This is a genomic window from Corynebacterium sp. NML 120412, from assembly GCF_002285155.1.
In the GTDB taxonomy this organism is placed as follows: Bacteria; Actinomycetota; Actinomycetes; order Mycobacteriales; family Mycobacteriaceae; genus Corynebacterium; species Corynebacterium gottingense.
Genome location: NZ_NSGL01000002.1, coordinates 247,372 through 272,421, shown reverse-complemented (window position 1 = coordinate 272,421; position 25,050 = coordinate 247,372). Strand labels below are relative to the sequence as shown.

The 25,050-nt window shown below is 67.3% G+C and carries 22 protein-coding genes, 1 tRNA gene and 1 other RNA gene; 10 read left to right on the top strand and 14 right to left on the bottom strand.

Annotated features, from left to right (window positions below):
* Positions 1-3: 3 nt before the first annotated feature.
* Positions 4-183, bottom strand: coding sequence for a hypothetical protein (locus CKJ84_RS08280; protein ID WP_095278206.1), 180 nt, complete (start codon positions 181-183; stop codon positions 4-6).
* Positions 184-324: 141 nt separating this feature from the next.
* Between CKJ84_RS08280 and CKJ84_RS08275 the strand changes: the two genes are divergently transcribed.
* Entirely contained in the window at positions 325-1,539 is a 1,215-nt protein-coding gene (locus tag CKJ84_RS08275) for a hypothetical protein (RefSeq protein ID WP_095546607.1), read from the top strand.
* Between the two features lie 9 nt (positions 1,540-1,548).
* Here CKJ84_RS08275 and CKJ84_RS08270 read toward each other — a convergent pair whose 3' ends face one another.
* From CKJ84_RS08270 to CKJ84_RS08250, 5 genes are all read right to left on the bottom strand, one after another.
* Positions 1,549-2,946: an RNB domain-containing ribonuclease gene (locus CKJ84_RS08270; protein ID WP_095546606.1), complete on the bottom strand. Its 1,398-nt coding sequence runs from the start codon at positions 2,944-2,946 to the stop codon at positions 1,549-1,551.
* A gap of 39 nt (positions 2,947-2,985) precedes the next feature.
* An RNA gene (rnpB, locus tag CKJ84_RS08265) (RNase P RNA component class A) lies at positions 2,986-3,388 on the bottom strand.
* Between the two features lie 21 nt (positions 3,389-3,409).
* Entirely contained in the window at positions 3,410-4,576 is a 1,167-nt protein-coding gene (locus CKJ84_RS08260) for a bifunctional RNase H/acid phosphatase (RefSeq protein WP_095546605.1), read from the bottom strand.
* An 8-nt stretch (positions 4,577-4,584) separates the two neighbouring features.
* The gene (locus CKJ84_RS08255) at positions 4,585-5,307 is read right to left on the bottom strand and encodes a zinc ribbon domain-containing protein (RefSeq protein WP_095534939.1); all 723 of its coding nucleotides are present in this window, start codon (positions 5,305-5,307) and stop codon (positions 4,585-4,587) included.
* Between the two features lie 18 nt (positions 5,308-5,325).
* Entirely contained in the window at positions 5,326-6,480 is a 1,155-nt protein-coding gene (locus CKJ84_RS08250) for a Nif3-like dinuclear metal center hexameric protein (RefSeq protein ID WP_095546604.1), read from the bottom strand.
* 35 nt (positions 6,481-6,515) lie between these two features.
* Here CKJ84_RS08250 and CKJ84_RS08245 point away from each other — a divergent pair, with 35 nt between their 5' ends.
* Genes CKJ84_RS08245 through CKJ84_RS08225 form a run of 5 tightly spaced genes read left to right on the top strand, consistent with a single transcriptional unit; the run spans position 6,516 to position 10,483 of the window.
* Positions 6,516-7,175 carry an HAD-IA family hydrolase gene (locus CKJ84_RS08245; protein WP_233125607.1) on the top strand — a complete coding sequence of 220 codons (660 nt, stop codon included), beginning with the start codon at positions 6,516-6,518 and terminating at the stop codon, positions 7,173-7,175.
* The gene (locus CKJ84_RS08240) at positions 7,168-7,662 is read left to right on the top strand and encodes a low molecular weight protein-tyrosine-phosphatase (protein ID WP_095546628.1); all 495 of its coding nucleotides are present in this window, start codon (positions 7,168-7,170) and stop codon (positions 7,660-7,662) included. Before CKJ84_RS08245 ends, CKJ84_RS08240 begins: the two co-directional genes overlap by 8 nt.
* A gap of 11 nt (positions 7,663-7,673) precedes the next feature.
* Positions 7,674-8,663 (top strand): SURF1 family protein, encoded by a 990-nt coding sequence (locus CKJ84_RS08235; RefSeq protein WP_198949263.1) that lies wholly within the window; start codon positions 7,674-7,676, stop codon positions 8,661-8,663.
* Positions 8,664-8,685: 22 nt separating this feature from the next.
* Positions 8,686-9,402 (top strand): hypothetical protein, encoded by a 717-nt coding sequence (locus CKJ84_RS08230; RefSeq protein ID WP_095546602.1) that lies wholly within the window; start codon positions 8,686-8,688, stop codon positions 9,400-9,402.
* Between the two features lie 10 nt (positions 9,403-9,412).
* A complete protein-coding gene (locus CKJ84_RS08225; protein ID WP_095546601.1) occupies positions 9,413-10,483 on the top strand; it encodes an NAD(P)-dependent alcohol dehydrogenase in 1,071 nt (356 codons plus the stop codon).
* Here CKJ84_RS08225 and CKJ84_RS08220 read toward each other — a convergent pair.
* The 4 genes from CKJ84_RS08220 to CKJ84_RS08200 form a co-directional block, all read right to left on the bottom strand.
* Positions 10,464-12,296, bottom strand: coding sequence for an exonuclease domain-containing protein (locus CKJ84_RS08220; protein WP_158221686.1), 1,833 nt, complete (start codon positions 12,294-12,296; stop codon positions 10,464-10,466). The two genes, CKJ84_RS08225 and CKJ84_RS08220, sit on opposite strands and share 20 nt — an antisense overlap.
* A 135-nt stretch (positions 12,297-12,431) precedes the next feature.
* Positions 12,432-13,895, bottom strand: coding sequence for an integrase core domain-containing protein (locus tag CKJ84_RS08215; protein ID WP_095546138.1), 1,464 nt, complete (start codon positions 13,893-13,895; stop codon positions 12,432-12,434).
* A gap of 572 nt (positions 13,896-14,467) precedes the next feature.
* Positions 14,468-14,540 (bottom strand) — tRNA-Val (locus CKJ84_RS08205).
* Between the two features lie 68 nt (positions 14,541-14,608).
* A complete protein-coding gene (locus CKJ84_RS08200; protein WP_095546598.1) occupies positions 14,609-15,019 on the bottom strand; it encodes a DUF3052 domain-containing protein in 411 nt (136 codons plus the stop codon).
* A 188-nt stretch (positions 15,020-15,207) separates the two neighbouring features.
* Between CKJ84_RS08200 and aceE the strand changes: the two genes are divergently transcribed.
* Positions 15,208-17,964, top strand: coding sequence for a pyruvate dehydrogenase (acetyl-transferring), homodimeric type (gene aceE, locus CKJ84_RS08195; RefSeq protein WP_095546597.1), 2,757 nt, complete (start codon positions 15,208-15,210; stop codon positions 17,962-17,964).
* Positions 17,965-18,071: 107 nt separating this feature from the next.
* Here aceE and CKJ84_RS08190 read toward each other — a convergent pair whose 3' ends face one another.
* A complete protein-coding gene (locus CKJ84_RS08190; protein WP_095546596.1) occupies positions 18,072-18,989 on the bottom strand; it encodes a YPDG domain-containing protein in 918 nt (305 codons plus the stop codon).
* Between the two features lie 2 nt (positions 18,990-18,991).
* Complete coding sequence (locus CKJ84_RS08185; RefSeq protein ID WP_095546595.1) at positions 18,992-19,984, bottom strand: alpha/beta fold hydrolase; 993 nt, start codon at positions 19,982-19,984, stop codon at positions 18,992-18,994.
* A gap of 22 nt (positions 19,985-20,006) precedes the next feature.
* On the opposite strand from CKJ84_RS08185, the gene CKJ84_RS08180 reads away from it, so the two are divergent.
* Together CKJ84_RS08180 and CKJ84_RS08175 are read left to right on the top strand one after the other, a co-directional pair.
* On the top strand, positions 20,007-20,318 hold the full coding sequence (locus CKJ84_RS08180; RefSeq protein WP_095546594.1) for an acyl carrier protein: 312 nt from the start codon (positions 20,007-20,009) through the stop codon (positions 20,316-20,318).
* 20 nt (positions 20,319-20,338) lie between these two features.
* A complete protein-coding gene (locus tag CKJ84_RS08175) occupies positions 20,339-21,097 on the top strand; it encodes an HAD-IIA family hydrolase (RefSeq protein WP_095546593.1) in 759 nt (252 codons plus the stop codon).
* Here CKJ84_RS08175 and CKJ84_RS08170 read toward each other — a convergent pair.
* On the bottom strand, positions 21,094-22,479 hold the full coding sequence (locus CKJ84_RS08170) for an NAD-dependent succinate-semialdehyde dehydrogenase (RefSeq protein WP_095546592.1): 1,386 nt from the start codon (positions 22,477-22,479) through the stop codon (positions 21,094-21,096). The two genes, CKJ84_RS08175 and CKJ84_RS08170, sit on opposite strands and share 4 nt — an antisense overlap.
* On the bottom strand, positions 22,472-22,828 hold the full coding sequence (locus CKJ84_RS08165; protein WP_095546591.1) for a hypothetical protein: 357 nt from the start codon (positions 22,826-22,828) through the stop codon (positions 22,472-22,474). Before CKJ84_RS08165 ends, CKJ84_RS08170 begins: the two co-directional genes overlap by 8 nt.
* A 363-nt stretch (positions 22,829-23,191) precedes the next feature.
* On the opposite strand from CKJ84_RS08165, the gene CKJ84_RS08160 reads away from it, so the two are divergent.
* A complete protein-coding gene (locus CKJ84_RS08160) occupies positions 23,192-25,036 on the top strand; it encodes an NAD(P)/FAD-dependent oxidoreductase (RefSeq protein WP_095546590.1) in 1,845 nt (614 codons plus the stop codon).
* The last annotated feature ends 14 nt before the right edge of the window (positions 25,037-25,050 follow it).

The window sequence follows — 25,050 nt, the reverse complement described above, 5'->3', positions numbered from 1 at the left end:
GTCCTAGTCCTCCCAGGCCTCATCCTGGTCGTCGGCGACCTGGTTGCGCTGCGCCGCGGTCTCCAGCGCGCGCTCCGCCTCCTCGCGGGTGTCGTACGGGCCCATGCGGTTGTCCCAGGACGCAACCTTGCCCTGGGTGACCTCGCCGGTGGACGGGTTGAAGTAGAACTTTTCGTCTGCCATGGTCGGCTCCTTCGTGTATTCCGGGGGTTCGCGGTGGGCCGCGAACGGTGGACATTTTGGCCCACCATACCCGCCGACGGCGGTTGGTAGTCTGGAGTTTCCTCGTACCAATCCCCCTTTGCGCAGAGTGGAGAACGCTTTATGTCTTTGTGGCCTGCCCCCGACGCCCAACCATCCGGCCTGGTGGAACGCGCTCGCAAGGAGCACGAACGGCGCGTAGGCGCGCAGCCGGCACACGTCGCATCCGCCCCGGCGACGTGGATCCTCGCCGGGGAAAACGTGGACCACTTCGGCGGCGCCACGCTCATCGGGCTCGGCGGGCTGCGCGCCTCGGTGGCGGTGAGCCCGCGCGACGACCATAAGCTCCGCTTCGCGGCCTCCGCGCCGGGCTCGGAACCGGTCCTGGCCACCGCCCCGCTCGGCGACCCCGACGGCGCCGACCACCCCCTGGGCAAGCGGTGGGCCGGCCTGGTCCACCAGCTGATCCAGCGACAGGTGCTCTCGCGCGACACGGCGGGCCTGGACGTGACGGTCGTCTCTGACATCCCACTCGGCGCCGGGCTCGGGGCGCTGTGGGCCGCGGACTCGGCCCTGTGCCTCGCCCTCGCCGCCGGGCACAGCGACATCAACGACGCGCCCTTCCGCGCCCGACTCGCCGACATCGCCGCCCACGCGGTGGAGACGTACTCATCGCTCAACGGCCTGCGCTCCCGCCACACCGCGGCCCTGCGCGCCACCGGCAACGGCATCGCCGTGATCGACTACGCGGACGGCTCGCTCACCGAGGCCCCGCACCCGACCCGCGAGGGCGTGCGCATCTTCTCCGTCGCGGAAGCGTTCGGTGAGGCGGACGCGGGCCAGGTGGAGGGCATCGCCACGCACCGCGCGTTCATCAGCGCGGCGTGCGCCAACTTCGGCGTCCACTCGCTGCGCAAGCTGCCCGACGCCATCGAGCGCGTCGTCGAGTGGGTCCAGGCGCGCCACACCGTCGGCGACACCACCGCGCCAGCGCCGGAGACGGCACGGGCGTGGGTCCACTTCTGCGAGGCGGAGACGCTGCGCAGCATGGCCGTAGCCAGGGCGCTGCGCTCTCGCCACACCAACGACCTGTTCGCCCTGGTGAACTCGCCAACCGAGCTGCGCGGACTCACTGTCCCCACCGAGCTCGTGGCCCTGTGCCGCGAGCGGGGCGCGCTCGCGGCACGGCCCGCGGCCACCGGCACCTCCAGGGCGGTGCTCGCACTCGTGCCACGCCGGGACGCGGACGAGTTCGCCCGCCGCATGGCCGAGCAGTTCGACGTCGTCGAGATCACGCCGGGCACCACCGCGCGCCTCGAGGACGCCCCCGCGTCCTAGTCGGCAGACCTAGTCGGCGGGCCAGGCGAAGGAGACTTCGCGCTGGGTGGCGTCGGCAAGCACGAGCGAAAACTTCGTCTCCGTGCCCTCCCCCGGCGCGCCGACGGACGGCGCGAGCACCGGCGGGTCCGCGATGAAGATGCGGGCGCGGTCCTCCTCGTTGACCGTGAGCGTCACGCCCTCGAAGTTGTGGCCGACCCACGGCTCGAGCACGGTCGCCTCGGTCAGGTTCAAGCACGCCTTGTCCACGGTGTTGGCCAGCTGGGACGTCCGCCCCATCGTCTTCATCACCCTTGGTGCGTCCTCGCGCACCCACTCCGGCACCTCCGCGCCCGCGCAGATAGCCAGGCAGACTTCGGTGGCGTAGCGGTCGACCAGTCGGCGCAGCGGCGCGGTGACGTGACTGTAGTAGCCGCCGATGCCCGCGTGTACCTCCGGCTCCTTCTCCGACAGGTCCACGTAGCCCGCGCCGCGCAACAGCTTCTGCGCCTCGCGCATCATGGCCATCCCGCGTGGGGTGTCCGCGTCGATCCCGGCGAGGAACTCGCCGATGTTGCCGCCGACCTCGTAGCCCAGGTTCGACGCCTCGCGCCGGAACTCGGCCTCTGCCTCACCGGTCGCGGGCCCGAGCGTGCGCAGGAACCCGACGCCAGCCTCCACCATCATCCTGCCCGCCACCATGCCGGTGAGCAGGGAGATCTCCGAGTTGTAGTCCATGACGGGGTGGCGCGGCTCGATGACCAGCTCGAAGGTCCCGCCCTCGCCGACCACGCGCACGCTGGGCAGCCGCAGGTTGATCGCCTCGCGCCGCAGCGAGCTGCGCTGCCGCAGCTGACCGACCTCCGGGAGCAAGCGTATCGACGCGTGCGGCTCCCCCCGCGCGAAGTCCTCGTGCACCCCGTCGTAGTCCAGCCGGGCCACCGAGCGCACCAGGGCGCGCTCGACGTGAGCGCTGTCCACCTCTCCGTCCTGGTCCAGCTCGAACGTCCACAACACCGCCGGCCGGTCCACGTCCGGCAGCAGCGAGGCGGACCCCTCGCTCAGGCTCGGCGGGTGCAGGCGTGCCGGCTCGTCGGGAAGGTAGATGGTCTGGCCGCGCTGCAGCGACTCGTCTTTGACCGCCCCGCCCGGCTCCACGAAGGCGGCGACGTCCGCGATCGCGTACGTGACGGTGTAGCCGCCGCCTCCTCCCTCGCCGCGCTCGGCAATGTGCACCGCCTGGTCCAGGTCGCGGGAGCCGACTGGGTCGATGGTGACGAGGGGGATCGAGCGGGCGTCGATACGCTGCCCGGCGAATCGATCGGTGAGCTGCGTCGCTTCCTCGAGCACCTGCGGCGGGAAGTCTGTGGGGACGGAAAATTCGCTCGCGATAGCGCGAAAGTTCAGCGGCGCGGCATACAGTTTCATACCCCGCCATCGTGCCAGAGTCTGCGGGAGCGCGCAGTGCGAATGAGCCGGCCTATGAGCCGGATTCTGTGCCCCGGACGGGGCGGTGACCATCCATCTGGGCCACCCATCGCTGGGCGCCTCAAGCAGCTACCTTCGAACATGGGCGGGCAGCCTCATCGCGTCCGACGACCCCTGCGCACGCGCAGCGGTTCTTGCCTTGCTCCCGGTGGGGTTTACCTGGCCGCCGATGTCACCACCGGCGCCGGTGCGCTCTTACCGCACCCTTTCACCCTTACCCCGCGACAAGCGCGAGGCGGTCTACTTTCTGTTGCACTTTCCCGCGGATCACTCCGGGTTGCCGTTAGCAACCACCGTGCCCTGTGGAGTCCGGACTTTCCTCGGCCACCCGCCAGCCCGCATGCGCGGCGGTTCGGGCGGCCGCGGTCACCCGGCCGACTCATTCGCAAGCGGTTATTGTACCTTACCTGTGGTGCGCGACATCGTTGACGCAGCGTACGACACCAAAATCGTCGTAGAAATCCACCACGGACACGCTGGCCAAGTCCAGATAGGTGTGCTTAAACACCTCCGCCCCGGCGCCGAGCCCCTGCCGGATCACGCTCTTGATCGGCATCATGTGGCTGACCACCAGGATCGTCTGCCCGGCGCGCTCCTCCTGTAGCTTCAGCCGCGCGCGGGTCACCCGTCGGTGCAGCGCGGCGAGCGATTCGCCCCGTGGCGGGGCCTTGCTTACCGACGCCTCCCATTCCCCAAACTCCTGCGGAAACTTCCCCCGGGCCTCGTCCCTCGTCAGCCCCTCGAAGTCGCCGAAGTTGATCTCCCGGAATCCGTCGTTGGTTGCAAACGCGTCGAACCCGAGCGCGTCGGCCGCAGCTTCCGCGGTCTGCTGGGCGCGCGCCTGCGGCGAGGCGACGATCGCGTCGATGGGCCCAAACTGCGACTCTTGCGCCAGCGCGGTGAGCGCCCCGGCGGCCCGGCGCGCCTGCGCGCGGCCCAGCTCGGTCAGCTCCGGGTTGGAGGTGCCGGAGAGGCGGTGCTCTGCGGAGTGCGCGGTCTGCCCGTGGCGCAGCAGGATGAAGCGTGTGCGGGTCGCGCCGCTGTTGCCGTAGACCAGCGCGCCGGGGTGGCCGGCCGCTGCACGGTCGTTCGGAGCTTTGGCGGTGGCGCGGGCGGGCAGCCCGCTGTGCAGGCTTGCTTCCTCCACGATGCGGGGCGTGCCGTCCTTCGTGGCGGCGTCCATCGCCTTGTTGGACAGCTCGTCGGCCTTCTTGTTCTTCGCGCGCGGCACCCAGGTGTAGGTGACGCGGTCGAAGCCGCCGGCGAGCTTGCGAGCCTGCACGGCGAGCTTCTGCATGTCAGGGTGCTTGATCTTCCAGCGGCCGTTCATCTGCTCGACAACGAGCTTGGAGTCCATGGACACTGCCACCTCGGTGGCTCCCAGCTCGGCGGCGGCCTCGAGGCCGCGCAACAGGCCGTGGTATTCGGCGACGTTGTTGGAGGACTTCGCGCCCACCACGTAGACGATCTCGGCGAGGGTCTCCCCGCCCTCGCCGTAGACAACGGCGCCGGAGCCGGCCACGCCGGGGTTGCCGCGCGAGCCGCCGTCAGTAAAGACGCTGACCTTCATCGGCTCCCCTACTCCTCGATGGTCAGTCCAGTGCGGGCCGCGGCCTCGTCCGGGGTGAGGCGCACGCGCACGAGCAGGGCGCCGCAGTTCGGGCAGGCGGGGACCTCGTCGGCGGGCGTGCCCATCACTGCGGCCCGCTCGGAGGCGGGCAGCTGGATGAAGCAGGCGTTGCAGGTGCGGCCGTTGAACGCGGCGGCACCCATCTCGTCGTAGACCTCGAGGACGTCGTCGGGGAGCTTGTGGCGCAGCGCGGCGGTGTCCACCTGCTCGCGGTCCGGCAGCGCCTCGACGGCGCGGCGGGCGGCCTCCACCTTGCGGTCCGCCTCGTCCAGGCGCGCGCCGTGGTTGTCGCGGTTGTTGCGCAGCGCGGCGATCTCGTTGTGCGCCTCCTTGAGCTCGGAGAGCAGGTCCGCGATGCGCGACTTCGCCGCGTAGCGGTCGTGCTCCAGGTCCTTGCGGCGCTCCGGGTTGGTCTCGGCGCCGAGCTGGCGCTTGTCATCAATCTCGCGCTTCTTCAGCTTGCGCTCGTCCTCCTGGATGCGCAGGATCTCCAGCTCCATGTCGTCCACGGCCATCTGCGCGGCGGCCGACGCCGCCTGCAGGTCCTTGCGCTCCTTGAGCAGCCTCTCCAGCTCCTGCTCCTCCGGCCGCGCCGAGTCCGGGTGCGCGGCCACGCGGTCCGCCTTGGCCAACTCGAGCAGGATCGGCTGCTCCTCTGCGGAAAGCTTCACGGGTACTCCTCCCTTGTTTTACTTCTCTTCCCCGGGGCGTCCGGGGTGTGCAGACACCGTCCACGGATCGGTGCGGATGTCCAGCACCTGCGTCTGCACGCCTAGCGGCTCAACGATACTCGCCGCCTGCTCCGTCCACGGAAACTCGCTCGCCCAGTGCGCCGTATCAATCACGGCGGGCCCGCCCGCGCGCAGGTGTTCGTCCACCGGGTGGTGCCGCAGGTCCGAGGTCACGTATACGTCAACGCCAAGCTTTGCGACGTCACCGAGGAACCCATCCCCCGCCCCCGAGGACACCGCGACGCGGCGCACCAGCCGGTCCGGGTCCCCCGCGGCGCGCACGCCCCACACCGTTTCCGGCAGCGCGTCGGCCACCTGCTGCGTGAACTCGCGCAGCGTCATCGGCTCGGGCAGCTCGCCCACGCGGCCGAGCCCGTAGGCGTGCTCCTGCTCGCGTGTGCCCGCGGGCTGCGCCATCTGGACCACGTCGAAGGCGGGTTCCTCGTAGGGGTGGGAGGCGCGGAGGGCGTCGATAAGCGAGGCGCGCAGGCGCGTGGGGGCGACGAACTCGACGCGGACCTCGGGCGCGGTGAAGTGCGCGCCCACCTCGCCGTCGGTGGGGTCGGCGCCCTCGACGGGGGTGAACTCGCCGGTGCCGTCGTGGCTGAACGCGCACTCGCGGTAGTTGCCAATCGCGCCGGCGCCGGCGTCGAACAGCGCGCGCTTGACGCTGTCGGCGTCGGCGGGCGGCACGTGGACGCCCCAGCGGTCGGTGCCATCGAGGAAGATGGGCTTGATCGGGCGGCCCGGGGTGATGCCCACCAGCTCGGCGAGCTTATCGGACACGCCAGGCCGGGCGGAATCCGCATTCGTGTGCGCGGCGAACAGGGCGCACCCGCCCGCGATCAGGGTGTGGACCACCTTGCCCTTCGGGGTGTTCGCCGCCACCGAGCTCACCCCGCGCAGCAGCAGCGGGTGGTGGACCACGAGGAGTTGCGCGCCCGCGTCCACCGCGGCCTGCGCGACCTCCAGCGTGCAGTCGAGGGCGAAGGCCACCTTGGTCACCTCCGCGTCCGGGTCCCCGCAGACCAGCCCCACCTTGTCCCAGCTCTCGGCCAACTGCGGCGGGTAGGCGGTCTCCAGGGCGCGGACAACATCAGCTACAACAGTCATGGCACCAAGCCTACAAATTTGCCATGCTGGGGTCCGTGATTGATACAGCAAACAACGGCGGGCAGGACACCATCCTGCTCGACGTGGACGGCACCATCATCGATTCCTATCCCGGCATCCGCGAGGGATTCCTCCGCGGGCTCGACGCGGTGGGCGCGACGCGCCCCGCCGAAGAGTTCATCCGCCGCATCCCCGGTCCGCCGATGCGCGACTCCATGGTGGCAGCAGGCCTGGCACCCGACCAGGTCGAGCGTGCCATGCAGGCGTACTCCGACTACATGAGCAGCGAGGGCTGGCAGCGCTTCACCGTCTTCGACGGCATGGCGGAGCTCATCGCCCGGTGGAAGGACGAGGGGTGGAAGGTGTGCACGGCGACGTCGAAAAGCGAGCACTTCGCGCGGCTGGCGCTGGAGCGCGCGGGCGTGCTTGAGCACATCGACTTCCTCGGCGCGGCGAACTGGGACGCCGGGCGCAGCACGAAGATCGAGGTCATCCAGTACGTGCTGGACAACGCGGACCCGTACCACCCGGTGATGGTGGGCGACCGGATTCACGACTTCGCCGGCGCGGCCGAGTTCGGCCTGCCGTCCATAGCCGTGACCTGGGGCTACGGCGCCGAAGAAGAATGGGAACAGGCCACCTACGTGGCGCACACTTCGACTGAACTGGAGGACATTGTCCGTGAGTATTGCTAACCCCTTGCACATCGACTTCGTCTGCACCGGCAACATCTGCCGCTCGCCGATGGCCGAGGTCATCGTGCGCGACGCGCTCACCGCAGCGGGACTGGGTGGCGACGTCCGCGTCACTTCCTCCGGCATCGGCGGCTGGCACGTCGGCGGCCCGGCCGACGAGCGCGCACAAGCCGAGCTCGCCGCACACGGCTACGACGGCACGCAGCACAGGGCCACACAGTTCGGTGGCGACCGCTTCGACGCGGACCTCATCGTTGCCCTGGATACCAACCACGTCTCCGAGCTCGTCGCGCGCGGCGTACCGGAGCAGCGCGTGCGCCTGATCCGCTCCTTCGACCCCGCCGCGCCCGAGGGCGCCGGGGTCGCCGACCCCTACTACGGCGGCCCGGCCGGCTTTACCACCACGCGAGAGCAGATCGAGGCCGCCGCCGACGGCATCGTCGCCTGGGTCCGCGACCGGGTTCAGTCCCAGCCCCGCACCGACTAAACTAGGCCAGCGTGAAGGGCGAACAGGAACGAGAACAGAAGCGAGACGGCACGCGCGGAACCGCCGAGAAGCGGTGGTGGAAAACCTTTCTCACCCCGGGCTGGATCATCGCCGCGATCCTGATCGCCCTGTTCTCCTACTACGCGTTCACCTTCCTCGCCCCCTGGCAGCTGGGGAAGAACGAGGCGCTCGAGCAGCGCAACGAGCACATCAGCGAAGCGTTCGACCACGACCCGGTCCCGCTTTCGGACCTGCTCGGAGCGGACGGCACCATCAGCCAGGACAGCGAGTGGGCCCGCGTCACCGCCACCGGCCACTACCTAGACTGCACCGTGCTGCTGCGCCTGCGCCCCGTGGACCGCAACCCCGCCTTCCAGGTCCTCACCCCCTTCGCGCTGGACAACGGCCCCACCATCCTGGTCAACCGCGGGTGGGTCCCCGCCGAGAACTCCACCCAGGTGCCCGACATCGCGCCTGCCCCCACCGGCGACGTCACGCTGGAGGCCATGCTCCTTGCCGGCGAGCCCACGCACCCCAAGGCGCCGATGCAGGACCAGGGCTACGACATGGTCTACTCCATCGCCCCCGCCCAGGTCGGCGAGCTCACCGGCACCGAGCCGGTCGCCCCCTACCTGCAGCTGCTCTCCGGCCAGCCCGGCGAGCTCACCGCCATCCCGCTGCCTGTGCTCGAGACCGGCAACCACCTCTCCTACGGCCTGCAGTGGATCGCGTTCGGCATCATGGCGCCGGCGGGCCTCATCTACTTCATCGTCGCCGAGACCCGCGAGCGCCGCCGCTTCCGCGAGGAGCAGGAGCAAATGCTTCTCGACGCCCCCGCCTCCGGCCCCGGGCCCGACCCCGAGTCTGCGGATAGGGAGGATGAGGGTGGCATCGAAAAGCATGCCCCAATGCCCCCGGCCCCCGCGCGGTCGCGGGCGCGCTACGGCGACGGTCGGCGCAACCCGTGGCAGCGCGCCTACGATAGGCAGGAGGAACGCTGACCCCGGCGCAGGAAGGATCCCGATGCCACCGCAACTGACCGTCACCGACCACGACATTCTCGCCGCCCACCTGGACCTTTTCCGCCGCGCCGGGCTGACGCTCGCCCCCGGCATCGAGATCGCAGACGTTGAGGACGGCGTCTGCGACGACCTCGAGGGCTTCCGCGTTGCCCCCGCGACAACGGTGCTTTCGCTTATCGACGCCGACGCACACCCTTTCTTCACCTCCGTCACCTTCTCCGACGGCCTCGACGGTCCCCGCATCCCCACCACGCACGCGCAGCTGCCGGCCTACGTGCACGCGATCTGCGACCCCGCCGGCACGGACCTACGCGACGTCGCCGTCGTGCCCGACCCGGGCTCCGCCACCGCCGGCACGCTGCGCCTCCAGTTCGGCGAGTGGGACGTGGTCGACGTCTCCTACGACCTGGCAAACGGCGGATGGGAGCCGGACCGTGTGAACGGGTCGCGCGGGCTGGTCCCCGACCTCATCGCCGCCGCACTGCCGACGGGCGGGGAGGCCGCCCTCTTTGCCACCGCCGACGGCGACACCGCGATCATCTACCTCACGCCGGAGACCGGCACGGATGCGGGCGTTGCGCACGGCCGCCCCGCGCCGCACACCTCCCCGGATGCAAAGAAGCCGGTCACCGCCGCGGCCGCGCGGGCGGCGGAGCGCAACACGGCGATTGACAACCTGCTCACGGTCCTGGCTGCGGAGTCCGAAGTAGACGCGTAGGGTTGGTGACATGACAATCACCAGCAAAGTCCTGCAGAAAGTCAGCCCCGACGCACCGTTCAAGGTCGTCGAGATCGAGCGCCGCGACCCGCGCGAAGACGACGTGGTCATTGACATCAAGGCCGCGGGTATCTGCCACTCCGACATCCACACGATCCGCAACGAGTGGGGCGAGGCCCACTTCCCGCTCACCGTGGGCCACGAGATCGCGGGCGTGGTCGAAGCGGTGGGCAGCAAGGTGACCAAGTTCAAGGTCGGCGACCGCGTGGGCGTCGGCTGCCTGGTCAACTCCTGCGGCGAGTGCGAGCAGTGCAAGAACGGCCAGGAGCAGAACTGTCTCAACGGCAACGTGGGCACGTACAACTCCGAGGACGTCGACGGCACGATCACCCAGGGAGGCTATGCCGAAAAGGTCGTCGTGAACGAGAACTTCGTCTGCACGATCCCGGATGGGCTGGATTTCGACGTCGCCGCGCCCCTCCTCTGCGCCGGCATCACCACCTACGGGCCGCTCGCCCGCTGGAACGTGAAGGAGGGCGACAAGGTGGCCATCGTCGGACTCGGCGGGCTCGGCCACATGGGCGTACAAATCGCCGCCGCGAAGGGCGCCGAGGTCACCGTGATCTCGCGCTCGCTGCGCAAGGAGAAGGAGGCGTACGAGCTCGGCGCCCACCACGTGCTGGCCACCGGCGAGGACGAGGACTTCTTTGCCAACCACCGCGGCGAGTTCGACGTGATCCTGTCCACCATCTCCGCGCACTACTCGCTTGATGACTACCTGCAGCTCCTCAAGCCGCGCGGCATCATGTCCGTCGTCGGCCTGCCGCCGGAGCAGCTGGGCGTACACATGGGCAGCCTGGTCGGCGGCGGCAAGGTCCTGACCGGCAACAACATCGGTGGCATCGCCGAGACCCAAGAGATGCTCGACTTCTGCGCGGAACACGGCATCGGCGCGGTGATTGAGAAGATCGGCGTGGACGACGTCGACGCCGCCTACGAGCGCGTCGTGGCTGGCGACGTGAAGTTCCGCTTCGTCATCGACACCGAGACGTTCTCGGGAGCTACTTCCGCAGCAGTTTAATCACGGCGACGATTCCGGACAGGATCGTGCTGAGCGCCGCCCCCATGAACACGAGCGCGACCGTGATCGCGACCGGGTGCTCGCCCGGCATTCCCAGCCCGGCACCGAGCACGATGATCAGCACGGCGGTCACGGCCATCATGATCGCCGACCACTTGCACAACCGCGCGGCGCCGTTCCGCTTCTTCGCCAGCGGCGCCGCGTCCGGCACGGTCACCGCGCTAGGCGGGGTGCTCGCCGGGGCGCTCGATGGGGTGCTTGACGACGCCAATGGGTCCTCAAACAACTCATCCGCAGCCGAGTACCCGTACGGACTCCCCGGCACCGGGGTGGCCACCGGGCGCGGGAGCGGCTCCGGCGCTGGCTCTACCAGCGTTTCAGGCGCCGCCGGCTCGGGCGCGCCATCGGCGGCGAGCTCCACGACGAGCTCGACGAGCTTGTTGCAGCGCTTCTCCCCCACGCCGCGCAGCTGAAGCAGGTCGGCGGCGCTGGCCTTGAGCATCAACGGATGCTGCTCGCGCCAAGCATCGAGGTACTTGTCAATCCCGGTGCCCGTCGCCTCGGGCCGGTGCTCCGGGCGGAGGTGGTCGGACATCTCGTACAGCGGGCGTTCGGGGTTGCGTGCGATCCACAGCGCCGCGATCTGCGCCGGCGACGCGCCCGTCCGTTGCGCGTCCTCGGGGGTGAGCCAGGAGAAGGGGGCGGTGGCGGTGGCGTCGATAATCGCCCCCGCACTGCCTGAGCCCATTGCGGCGATGAGCTGGGCAAACCTCGCCTCCTTCACGATGGGCACGCCATACTCGCGGGCCTTGCGCGCCTTGCCGCTCATGGAGTCGGGGTTGGCGGCGACGAGCACCGCGCACTTCTTGGTCACCCCGCCCACGTCCAGGCCCGCGGCGGTGGCGCGCTCGGTCCACGCGTCGCGCGGGATGTCCAGCGCGCCGGTGAACGCGACCCGGTCGCCGGGCTTGAGCACGACGCCGTCGTCAACAGCCTGCGGGTCCTCGAGCAGGCCGGCTGTGTTCACGCCCAGGGCTGCGGCGACCGCGAGCAGCTCCGCGCGCTCATCGTCGGTGATCACCCCATCGGCCCAGGCCTCGACGACGAGCTGGCGGGTGAACTCCTCGTTGATCGCCTCGACGTCCTCCGCCGCCAACCCGGTCGCGGCGGCCTCGAGCAGACGGGCTTCGTCGCGGGTGATCTCCTTGTCCTTGAGCGCGTGCGCCAGCCTGCGCCGATACGTCTCCTCGCCCCACTCGCCGCTCGACGGCAGCGCGCACGAAAGCTGCGCAATCCGCGTGCCCGCCTGCCGCGCCTGCTGGCTGTAGAAGTACCGCAGCAGCTCCGCCGTGGCCTCGGCGTCCGCCAGCGCGGAGTGCGCCCGCTTGTTCGTGATGTTCGCCAGCGCGAGAGCTTCGCTCAGCTTACCGACGCCCATATACTCCCTGGCCAGCCGCATCGTATCCACCCACGCCTCCGACACCCAGTTGGCCATCCCCGCCCTGGCCAGCTCGGTCTGTAGGAACCGCTTCTCAAACGACGCGTTGTGGGCGACCGGCGTGCGCCCCTGCATTAGGCCGCGCAATTCGTCCGCGACCTGGTCGAATGTCGGCGCGTCAACCACATCGGTCGCGGAAATGCCGTGGATGTGCGTGTTGGGGATGTCACGCATGGGCTGCACCAGCGTCCGCCACGTCCGCTCCGCCGACAGGTCCGGCCCCAATTGGACGACACCGATCTCCACGATCCGGTCGAACTTGCCAAACCCCGTGGTCTCGAGGTCGATGACCGCATAACCGCTGTCCTGGCCCACCGCTGACATCCTCCTCCGCGTCGCGCGACTGTTCCCTCCAGGCTAGTGGTGTTATGTCCATAGAGTTTTTGGACAAGGAGTCCAATGACTTTTTGGACATGGAATCCATGGAGTTCTTGGACAGTTTCTAGCGGGTCATTCTGGTGGCCTGCGCTTCGGTCGGGGCTTGGACAGTTTCGGGTTCATCCGCGGCGGGTGGCGGTGCTTCATCCCTTCAACAAGGTTGATGTTGATCTGCCCACCTGGTGGCCTGTGGCTCAGTGTGACCGGCAGTGGCACGCTGAAGAGGAACTCACCGTCATGGGCCGTGAAGAACTCCGCGACATCGCCGTTCGTGACCGTGGCGTAGAGCTGGCGGTTTTTGAACCTCAGGCCGATGTAGAGACCGTAGCTACACACACGAACGACACCGTCTTTGCTCACGCGGGTCTGGTCTGGGATACCCCAATCGTTTGTTGATTGTGTCGTCGGCACCGTTACTGTGGGGGTATCGGTGCCAGGTAAGCCTTGCTGAGCTGCCATGTCATCGGTGCTGGCCTCGGGTGAAGTTGCCGCTTCCCTGGGGCCGTTTCTGACTTCGGATGCTGCCTGCGGGTTGTGTGCCTGGTTGTAGGCCAGCACGCGGGCCCAGACCTGATCTGGATCAAGTGGTTGCGTGGGCGAAGGCGCCTTAGGGAAGGTCTCGAACGCCTGGTGCGGGGTGATGTGCATTTTGCCGACCAGCAGTGATTGGTGCCGTCGTCGCTCGTTGTATACCTGTCGATACTCAGCGAGATATGTGTTGACCTCGGCAAGGCTTGTGGGGTGGCGTGCATCAAGAAACTGGGTCAGCGTGCGGTGGGAGCGCTCATCTTTTCCCTGGGTTGTCGGAGCGAATCCCGCAATTGCGAGTACACCTTCGCTGGCGAGCCACGTTTCAGTGGCTGAAAGGTATCCACGGTGGTAGGCGGCAAACGCATCGCCGTTGTCGGAAAGGATCTCTTGGGGTTTGCCGTAGGTGGCGAACGCTTCAGCCAGCACGGCGCGCGCATCAGTACCGTTTTCCGGCAACGCGAACGCTTTGGTTCCGACGTCGAATCTGCTGGCGTCGTCGATGACCTGGTAGATCGTCACGAGCGTGTGCGCATAGTCGAAGAGGCGATAGACCAGTCCATCGATCTGCCAGAGTTCACCAACGAAATCACGGGCAAAGCGCCTATAGGAACTCCGTGGACGTTTGCGGGCATTAGCGTCGACGAACCCCAGCTCATGGAGCCATGCGGCGATTGTGGAACGTGAAGGGGTGCGATCGGGACCAACGGAGTCGAACAAGAAGTAGTAGATCGACCAAGGACCATAATCCAAGCCCTGCTCCATCAACGTCTGCCTGGCGTGGACGACTGCGATCTTGTCGGCGTCCTGAAATTTTCCGGCCGGGTGCTTCGGTGCAGTCGAATCTGGCACGATGCCAGATCGTCCTTTCTGCGTGATCCGGTTTTTGATGTTGTGATACGTCTGCCGCGAGATGCCCAGTTCTTTGCAAAACTGTGTGATTGTTTTGCCGTCGAGAATGGGATCGAAATCTGCGACTTTTCTGCGCTTGTGCAATGGAATAGCCATCCGGATATTCCACCGCTGTAGGTGTCCAAAAAGCCATTAGACATCCTGTCCAAAAACTTCCTGGACTCCTCGTCCAAAAAGTCCCTAGACATGACACCTCCAGGCTAGTGGGCGGCCTGAGCGCGAAGTGCTCGTGGCCCGGGTGGGGCCGCCGACGCGCGCCTGGTTCGCCCGGGAGGCCCCCGGGGGTGCTCCGGATGCGCCCCCGCTTCACCAAATACCGATACCAGCATGACGAGAACGCAGCTCTAGAGCAGCGAAATCGGGGTCTTACTATCGGTATCTGCAAAACTGAGCGCCCCGGCGCCCCGAGCGAGGCACACCCGCGGCACGCTGAACATGCTGTGCGCCCCCCGGATGTGCTCTGTTTCACCAGATACCGATACCAGGATGACGAGGATGCAGCTCCAGAGCAGCGAAATCGGGGTCTTACTATCGGGTATCTGCAAAACTGAGCGCTCCGGCGCCCTGCCCGCGACGCGTCCGCGCGACCCACCGCCCCACCCCCGCACCGGAATGACGAAAGCCGCCTCCCGGCCCCGGGATGGGGGCGGAAGGCGGCTTCCAGGCTGTGCGCCATGAGGGGCTCGAACCCCCGACCTACTGGGTGTAAACCAGTTGCTCTCCCAGCTGAGCTAACGGCGCGCTAGCGGTAAAGGTTAGCAGAACTTGCCCCCGGCCGCCTAACGCGCAGGTCACGCCGTGACTCGACGCTACTTCTTGGTGCCCGCGGGGGTGAGGCAGGAGCCCTGCCATTCGCCGAAGCGGTCGGCCTTGGTCTGCATTAGGCCGGCGAGCTGGGCGGACTCGGAGATCTCGCCCGGGTGGACGCCGCCGGGTTTGGAGGCGCCCGGGGTCATAAGCCAGACGCGGCCGGAGTCGCCGAGGTTGCGGATGGCGTCCATGAGCGCGTCGACGAGGTCGCCGTCGTCGGAGCGGAACCAGAGCAGGACGACGTCGCAGAGCTCGTCGGTGGACTCGTCCAGAAGCTGTTCGCCGACCGCGTCCTCGATGGCCTCCGAGATGGAGGAATCGGCGTCTTCGTCCCAGCCGATCTCCTGCACGATGTCGTCGGCGTGAATACCCAAGCGGTCTGCGTACGTGTTGACACCTGCGGCGCCCAAAGTCTTGTTTCCTCCATGTTTGGTAATGAACGACAGTGCAATAGAGCTTACATCTGTTGTGATGGGAGTGAGGGGTGAAAGGGGAAAAGGGGGGCGTCGATAAGCAACTGCCCCCCGCGCAGGGGCAAAAACAAAAAACCAAGTAATGTGGGAGGAAACATTGCCCAACCATTTAGGGAGGATTTCTCGTGGCTGAGAAAGACAAGGCCAAAGCGTCAAACATCGAGCTGATTCGCGACGGTGTGGCGTCTTACCTACACGACAGCGACCCGGAAGAGACCCAAGAGTGGATGGACTCGCTCGACGGCCTGCTCGAGGAATCTGACCCCGAGCGCGCGCGTTACCTCATGCTGCGCCTGCTCGAGCGGGCGAACGCCAAGCGCGTCCACCTGCCCGCACTGTCCTCGACCGACTTCGTCAACACTATCCCCACCACCATGGAGCCCGAGTTTCCGGGCGACGAGCAGATTGAGAAGCGCTACCGCCGTTGGATGCGCTGGAACGCGGCCATCATGGTGCACCGCGCGCAGCGCCCGGGCGTGAAGGTCGGCGGCCACATCTCCACCTACGCCTCTGCGGCCGCACTCTACGAGGTCGGCTTCAACCACTTCTTCCACGGCAAGGACGCGGAGCAGCGCGGCGACCAGGTCTTCTTCCAGGGCCACGCCTCCCCGGGCATGTACTCCCGCGCGTTCCTCGAGGGCCGCCTGAGCGAGGACGACCTGGACGGCTTCCGCCAGGAGCACTCCCGCCCGCAGGGCGGCATGCCGTCCTACCCGCACCCGCACGGCATGCCCGAGTTCTGGGAGTACCCGACCGTGTCCATGGGCCTTGGCCCGATGAACGCGATCTACCAGGCTCGCTTTAACAAGTACCTGCAGGACCGCGGCATCAAGGACACCGACGAGCAGCACGTTTGGGCATTCCTCGGCGACGGCGAGATGGACGAGCCGGAGTCCCGCGGCCTGCTCCAGATGGCGTCGCTGTACGAGCTGGACAACCTCACCTTCGTGATCAACTGCAACCTGCAGCGTCTCGACGGCCCGGTGCGCGGCAACGGCCAGATCATCCAGGAGCTGGAGACCTTCTTCATCGGCGCTGGCTGGAACGTCATCAAGGTCGTGTGGGGCCGCGAGTGGGACGAGTTGCTGGAGAAGGACGAGGACGGCGCGCTGGTCAACATCATGAACACCACGAAGGATGGTGACTACCAGACCTTCAAGGCGAACGATGGCGCCTACGTCCGCGAGCACTTCTTCGGCCGCGACGAGCGCACGAAGAAGCTCGTCGAGGACATGACCGACGAGGAGATCTGGGCGCTGCGCCGCGGCGGCCACGACTACCGCAAGGTCTACGCCGCCTACAAGCGCGCACTGGAGACCAAGGGCAAGCCGACCGTCATCCTCGCGCACACCATCAAGGGCTACGGGCTCGGGCACAACTTCGAGGGCCGCAACGCCACCCACCAGATGAAGAACCTCACGCTCGAGGACCTCAAGCAGTTCCGCGACAAGCAGGAAATCCCGATCTCCGACGAAGAGCTGGAGAAGGATCCCTACATGCCGCCCTACTACCACCCGGGCGAGGACGCAGAGGAAATCAAGTACCTCAAGGAGCGTCGCAAGGAGCTCGGCGGTTACCTGCCGGAGCGCCGCGAGCAGTACACGCCGCTTGAGCAGGCCGACTTTGAAAAGACCTACAAGGCCATGTTCAAGGACTCGGGCAAGCAGAAGGTCGCCACCACCATGGCGCTCGTGCGCACCTTCAAGGCCATGATGCGCGACAAGGAGCTGGGCAAGCGCGTCGTCCCAATCATCCCGGACGAGGCCCGCACCTTCGGCCTGGACTCCTGGTTCCCGGTGCAGAAGATCTACAACCCGAAGGGCCAGAACTACGTGCCGGTCGACCACGACCTGCAGCTGTCCTACCGTGAGTCGCCGCAGGGCCAGATCCTGCACGAGGGCATCAACGAGGACGGCTCTTCCGCATCCTTCATCGCCGCCGGTACGTCCTACGCTACCCACGGCGAGCCGATGATCCCGATGTACATCTTCTACTCCATGTTCGGCTTCCAGCGCACCGGCGATAACTTCTGGGCTGCTGGTGACCAGATGGCCCGCGGCTTCATCATCGGCGCCACCGCAGGCCGCACCACCCTGACCGGTGAGGGCCTGCAGCACATGGACGGCCACTCCCCGGTTCTGGCGTCCACCAACCCGGCCGTGGTCACCTACGATCCGGCGTTTGCTTACGAGATGCCGTACCTAATCTCCAAGGGTGTCGAGCGCATGTACGGCAAGGGTTCCGGCGAGGACGAGAACGTGATGTACTACATCACCGTCTACAACGAGCCGACCCACCAGCCGGCCCGCCCGGAGAACCTGGACGTCGAGGGCCTGCACAAGGGCATCTACCTGTACGACGAGGGCGAGAAGAAGGAGCACAACGTCTCCCTGCTCGCCTCCGGCGTGGGCATGCAGGAGGCGCTGCGCGCACAGGGGATCCTGCAGGAGCAGTACAACGTCGGTGCCGCGATCTACTCCGTCACCTCGTGGGTCGAGCTGGCCCGCGACGGCGCGCGCGTTGCCAAGGAGCAGCTGCTCCACCCGGGTGAGGACGCCGGCGAGGCGTTCGCCACCACGCAGCTGAAGCAGACCGAGGGCCCGTACATCGCCACCTCGGACTTCACCACCAGCCTGCAGGAGCAGATCCGCGCCTACGTTCCGGGCCAGTACATCGTGCTCGGCGCGGACGGCTTCGGCTTCGCGGACACCCGCGAGGGCGCCCGTCGCTACTTCAACATCGACGCGGAGTCCATGGCCGTCGCCGCCCTCCTCGGTCTGGCCAACGAGGGCAAGATTGACAAGTCCGTCGCCGCCCAGGCAGCGAAGGACCTGCACATCGACGACCCGACCGAGCCGAACCCGAATGGCGGCACCGAGTAAGGAGCTTTCGCTTCTCGACGCCCCGTCGCCCCCGCCGCGCCACGCGCGGCGGGGGCGTCCCGCGTTTCAGGAAACAGCGCGCATCAGGCGCGCCCGAGGCTCACACTCTAGGCCGAGCGCGTGGGGACGGTGATGCCGTCGCCAAAAATACCCGCCAGCTGCGGGAGTAGGAACGCGACGGCGCCGCCAATAGCGGCAATCAGCCCAATGACCAGGGCCGCCACCTGCGCGTTAGAGGAACCCGCCTGCGCGGTTCCGGTGTGCCCGGGCCCCGCCGGCTTCCCGGTATCGGCAGTGCCTGCAGTACCCGTGCCCTTGCTTACTCCCTTGCCGGTGTTGCTCACCACGAACGTCGTGTTGTCGGTGGTCCCGTCCGCGTAAGTAGTGGTGACGGCAAACCTGGAGCCCCACGCCGTGTCCTTGGGGATCGTCGTGGTGACGGTCCCGTGCTCGTCCACGTGCACGTCCCACTTCTCCGAGGACTCGACGTGCCACCTGTTTACGTCGCTGCCAAGCGGCGTCTCGTACAGGTTGAACGGCGAGATGGTCAGCTTCTGGCCGGGGTCGCCCTCGACCGAGTCATACAGCGGCTCGTAGAGGTATTCGCTGGTGGGCGCGAGCTTCGGCGTCACCTGCACGATCTCAGTCGAGCCGTCCGGGTAGTTGATGCGGATGTCCACCTTGTCCGAGGTGTTCGGCCCGGCGTGCACCAGGGTGGGGCGCGAATGGGTGAGGTTGACCTGCAGCTGGTCCTTCTCCCGCTTGGTCATCAGCGGCTTGGTCAGGTTGTCCTGCGCGATCAGCTTCCAGGTCGCCCCGTCGGGCATGCCCTCGAGGTCGAAGAAGGCCGAGGTGCTGATCCACTGCCCCGGGACGGTGCGCACCACCTGCGGCTCGGCGGAAACGTAGGGCTGGTAGGTGTCCTTCATCGCCTCGGCGGCCTGTGCTGCGGGCGCGACGACGGCGCTCACGCCCACGGCGAGGGCAACGGCGCAGGTGACCGAGGTGGGGGCGATTCGCAGCACGGCTAGGCTCCTTGGATCAGGCGGACGATGGCGGTGGTGACGGCACCGGGTGCGTCGAGCGGAGGCATGTGCCCGGAGTCCGGCAGCACCTGCATGTACGCGCGCGGCCAGATCTCGTGCAACTTCTCCGACTGGGTGACGGGGGTGACATCATCACGGTCTCCCACCAGGATATACCCAGGGATCTCAGAAAGGACTATACCTGCTTGCAGCTCGGAGTGAGAAAGCAGGTCTTGGAAGTAGCCGGCGTAGGTCTCCAGGGGTGTTTCGCGGATCATGGCGGCGTGGAAGTCCACGATGTCGTACGGCATCGGCCGGAAGTAGAATGCCAGCGCCAGGATGGGTGAGATGGTGTCCGTGACGATCTCGCGCACACCCTCGGCAAACCTCGGCGTGTAGCGCACCGCCTTCTCCAGCACCCCGCCGATCGGCCCCGCGAGCACCTGCGGCAGGCCCTGCATGGTGAACGGCTCGACGGCGCTGGACACCTGAACGCTTCCGGCCCAGGTGAATTCGTCCGCGTAGCGCCGCATCATGGACAGCGACACCGGCCCGCCCAGCGAGTGCCCCACCACAATCACGGGGCCCGTGGCGCCGCGCTCGCGGAGGACGGCGGCGCAAGCGTCGGCGGCGTGGTCAATGGTGAGCGTCGCGGGTGCCGCGGTCGAGTTCTGCCCGTGGCCGGGCAGGTCCACGAGGAGCTGGCGTACCTCGGGGCACTGCTCGCGCACGTCCCGGACCTGCATGTAATAGGTTTCCGCGGAGATGTTGAAGCCGTGGACATAAATGACGGTGGGCGCCGCGGGGTCGGTCGGACCGACTTCGTACCAGTGGACGCTGGGGTGGTGGGCGGTGGCGTCGATAAGCGTGGTGCCCGAGCGCTCGTAGCTGAGGCCGAAGGTGCCGTCGGCGTCGTGCAGCTTGGCGCGCGTGTCCAGCAGGTTGCGACGCGCGGCGGGCGTGAGGGTGCGAAGGTACGCGAGCGGATGCAGCATATTTACACCTTATTATGAGGGTATGGAACTCTCACAACGCCTCAATCTTGGGGACTTGGGCAAGCTTATCGACGCCCCTTCGACCGACTCCCCCACCGAACCCGAAGGCAACGACGCGTTCTCCCGTCTCGCCGCGCTGATCGAGCGCATCACCGGCGAGGAGGACAGCGTGCACCGCGAATCGCGGCTGTCGGACGTGGACGTGTCCTCGCTGGACCGGGTCGAGCTGGCCATCCGGATCGAGGACGAGTTCGGCGCGCGGGTGACCGAGCAGATCTACGATGAGTACGAGACTGTTGGCCAGCTCGCAGAATTCTTGGAGGAACACGAGTGAGTATCGCGTACTTAACTGACATGGACGGCGTCCTGCACCGCGAGGGCGACATGATTCCGGGCGCGGACCAGTTCATCGCGCGGCTGCGCGAGGAGGACATCCCGTTCATGGTGCTCACGAACAATTCGATGCAGACCCCGCGGGACCTGTCCGCGAAGCTGACGCGGATGGGCCTGCACATTGAGCCGGAGCGGATCTGGACCTCCGCCACGGCGACGGCGAAGTTCCTCTCCCAGCAGGCCGGCGAGGCGTCCGCCTACGTGATCGGCGAGGCCGGGCTAACCACCGCGCTGCACGAGATGGGCTGGATCCTCACCGAGGCGGACCCGGACTTCGTGGTGCTGGGCGAGACCCGCACCTATTCCTTCGAGGCGCTGACCACGGCCTGCAACCTGATCCGCGGGGGCGCCCGCTTCATCGCTACCAACCCGGACCTCACCGGCCCGGGGCCCAGCGGCGTTATTCCGGCGACGGGCGCGGTCGCCGCCATGATCACCGCGGTGACTGGCCGCGAGCCCTACTACGTGGGCAAACCGAACCCGGTGATGATGCGCTCGGCGCTGAACAACATTGGCGCCCACTCCGAGCACACCGTGATGATCGGTGACCGCATGGACACCGACGTGAAATCCGGCATGGAGGCCGGCATGCGCACCGTGCTCGTGCGCACGGGCATTAGCGACGACGCCGAGATCGCCCGCTACCCCTACCGCCCCACCCAGATCGTGGATTCGGTCGCGGATCTGGTTGGGCGGATCCGCGACCCGTTCGGGGACTAGTCAGCGACGTAGAAGCGCTGCTTGTTCACAAACTCGTCCATGCCGAGCGTACCGAGCTCGCGGCCGAAGCCCGAGTTCTTCACGCCGCCGAACGGCAGCTCCGGGCCGCGCGCCTGCGGGATGTTCACGTGGATCATGCCGGTGACCACGCGGTTGGCCACCTTCTTCGCGCGCTCCTCGTCCTGCGAGAAGACGGCGCCGCCCAGGCCGTAGTTGGAGTTGTTGGCCACCTCGACGGCCTCGTCCTCGCTGGCCACCTTGTAGATCTCGGCGACGGGGCCGAAGAACTCGGCGTAGTAGGATTCGGAGCCGACGGGGACGTCGGTAAGCACGGCGGGGGTGAAGTAGGCGCCCTCGCCGGTCAGCTCGCCGCCGGTGTGCAGCGTCGCGCCTTCCTCGACAGCCTTCTTCACCTGCTCGTCCAGGATCTCTGCGGCGTCGCGGGAGGACAGCGGGTAGAAGTGCCCCTCCTCGGGGTTCATCGGGTCACCCTGGGTGAACGCCTTCGCGCGTCGCACCATGGCGTCGACGAAGTCGTCGTAGATGTCCTCCATGACGATGATGCGCTTGTTCGAGGTGCAGGCCTGGCCGGTGTTGGCGATGCGTTTGCCCCACGCGGTGTCGGCGGCGGCCTCGACGTCGTCGGTGTCCAGGATGATGTAGGCGTCGGTGCCGCCGAGCTCCAGCAACGCCTTCTTCAGGTGCTGGCCGGCGGTCGCGGCGACGGCACGCCCGGCGCGCTCGGAACCGGTGAGCGACACGCCTTGGACGCGCATGTCGGCGATAAGGTCGGCGACCTGGTCGTGGGTAGCGCGGATATTGGTGTACAGGTGGGCAGGTACGCCGGTGGCCTGGATCGCTTCGTCGATAATCGCCTGGATGGCCTCGGCGGAGCGCGGGCAGATCTCGGCGTGCTTGAGCAGCACAGTGTTGCCCGCCATGAGGGTCGGGGCAGCGAAGCGCGCGACCTGGTAGTACGGGAAGTTCCACGGCATGACGCCAACGATCACGCCGGTGGGGACCTTGCGGATCACAGCCTCGCCGCCGGTGTGCTCGATCGGCTCGTCGGCGCCCAGCTCGGCGCCGTGGTCCGCGTAGTAGTTAAAGATGTTGACTACATCGTCGAGCTCGGCCTCGCCCTGGTCGAGCGGCTTGCCCATCTCTTCGGCGATAATGCGGGTGAGTTCGGGGCGCTTGGCGTCGAAAAGCTCGGCGACCTTGTGCAGCAGGGCCGCGCGGTCCTCAAAGCTAACCTCGCGCCACTGCGCAAAGGCGGCGTCGGCGCGGTCGAGGGCCGTGGCGAGGTCCTCGTCGGAGATGAAGTCGAAGGTCTCGACGACCTGGTCGTTTCCGGGGTTTTGTACTCGATACTGATCAGACATGCGCCCCATCGTACGGCCGTGGCGTGACGCTCGCTACAAACCCATGCGATTTGGCGTATGCGTCCAGACGATCGGCGAACGTGACCAGCGCCTCCGCAGGCGCCCGCAAGGTTTCGCGACACTCGTACGTGCCGTCGGCCGCGCGGCGCCACCGGGTAAACCAGATCGCGTCGTCCTCGCTCGTGGTCGGGGCCTCGGGCAGCTCGCAGAGCAGCTTTTCGACGCCACGCCTCCACCGCCCCTCCATCCCGGCCACCGTGAGCGTGGCCGTAGCGGTGCTGTGCTGGCGGGTGTGGGTGGCTTCGCGCGCAGTCAACGAGGTGTACGGCGCGACCAATGTCGTAGTCATGGTGTGGGGGACCTTCCGTGGATTGCTTCGCGGTTTCGGTGAACAACACCCCACACCCGGTGACTAGGCGGGTTCCGGCGCGGTGACTAGGCGCGCCGGCGGGGTGCAAGACGAGAGGTTCGTCTTCCCCAACGGCCTCTGGCTTAACGCGACCAATCTTGCGCCACACGCGTACACTCCGGCAACCCTAAACCCCAGGTTGATCCCCCTATTTGCTCAAGCTGAGGTAGAGGGTGAGTGCCGTGAGGCCTTGTTAAACCGATCCGCGATTTGCCATATCCACCCCTTTATGTGGGCTACGTCTCCCTCATGGGTCTACCGTGTCTACCAACACCCTGCCCTTGAGACCCGGAAAGGTACACCATGACTCAGACCCTGCAGGCCAACGCCGAGAACGTGAGCGAAAAGGACCACCTGCGCGACGCTGCACAGCAATGGCTCGCCGACCTGGAAGCGGCGACGGCGACAGCCGACCCAGACGCGGCGGGCCAGGCCGCCGCCGACCTCTTCGAGCCGGAGGGGTTCTGGCGCGACCTCATCGGCATGACCTGGAACCTCTACACCGCTGAAGGACGGGAAGAGATCGCGCGCATGGTCGCCGCGACGCACCCGGACAGCACGATCACCAACACGGAGCTCACTGACGTCGAGGACGAAGGCGACGGCGTCACGCGCGTGCACTTCACCTGCGATACCGGCCACTTCCACTGCCGCGGCATCGCCAGGCTGCGGGACGGCAAGGCGTGGACCCTGCTCATCTCCGGCCGCGAGCTGAAAGACTTCCCGGAGAAAAAGGGCCGCAACCGCGAGCTCGGCGCGCAGCACGGCCCGACGCAGGACCCGGAGAACTGGGCCGACCGCAGGGAGAAGCGCCGCGCCACCCTCGGCGTTTCGGAGCAGCCGTACGTGCTCATCATCGGCGGCGGACAGGGCGGCATCGCGCTGGGGGCGCGGCTGAAGCGTCAGGGGGTGCCGGCGCTGATCGTCGATAAGGCGAATCGCCCCGGCGACCAGTGGCGCGGCCGCTACCACTCCCTGTGCCTGCACGACCCGGTGTGGTACGACCACATGCCCTACCTGCCGTTCCCCGACGATTGGCCGGTGTTCACCCCGAAGGACAAGATGGGCGACTGGCTCGAGCACTACGTGGGCATCATGGACCTGGACTACTGGACCAACGCCGAGGTCAAGCACGCCGAGTTCGACGAGGCCCGGCAGCGCTGGGACGTGCGCCTGACCCGCGACGGCAACGAGATGACGCTGCATCCGACCCAGCTCGTCTTCGCCACCGGCATGTCTGGGGTGCCGAACCGCCCGCAGCTGAAGGGCCAGGAAAACTTTGCCGGCGAGATTCGCCACTCTTCTGAGCACCCCGGCGGTGATGTGGACGCGGGCAAGGACGTGGTGATCCTCGGCGCGAACAACTCCGCCCACGACATCGCCGCGGACCTGGTGCACAACGGCGCGCGCCCGGTGATGATCCAGCGCTCGTCGACTCACATCTCGCAGTCGGATTCGCTGATGAAGTACGTCTTCGGCCCGCTGTACTCGGAGGATGCGGTGGAGGCTGGCATCGACACCGACACCGCGGACCTCCTGTTTGCCTCCTGGCCGTACAAGGTGCTCCCCGACGCGCAGCGCCCCGCCTTCGACCAGATCCGCAAGGACGACGCCGAGTTCTACGACTCGCTCGCAGACCGCGGATTCATGGTGGACTTCGGCGACGACGACTCCGGCCTCTTCCTCAAGTACCTGCGCCGCGGCTCGGGCTACTACATCAACGTCGGCGCCTCCGAGCTCGTCGCGGACGGCTCGATCCCGGTCCACTCCCCCACCACGATCGCTGAGGTCAAGGAGCATTCAGTCGTGCTTGACAACGGCACCGAGCTCCCCGCCGACGTCATCGTGCTGGCCACCGGCTACGGGTCCATGAACGGATGGGTCGAGCGCCTCATTGACAAGGAGACCGCCGACCGCGTCGGCCGCGTGTGGGGCCTTGGCTCCGACACCACCAAGGACCCGGGCCCGTGGGAGCGCGAGCTGCGCAACATGTGGAAGCCCACCCAGGTCGACCAGCTCTGGTTCCACGGCGGCAACCTCCACCAGTCCCGCCACTACTCGCGCTACCTCGCCCTGCAGCTCAAGGCCCGCTACGAGGGCATGGACACCCCCGTCTACGAGCTCGCGGAGGTCCACCACACTTCCTAGCAGTTTGCTTATCG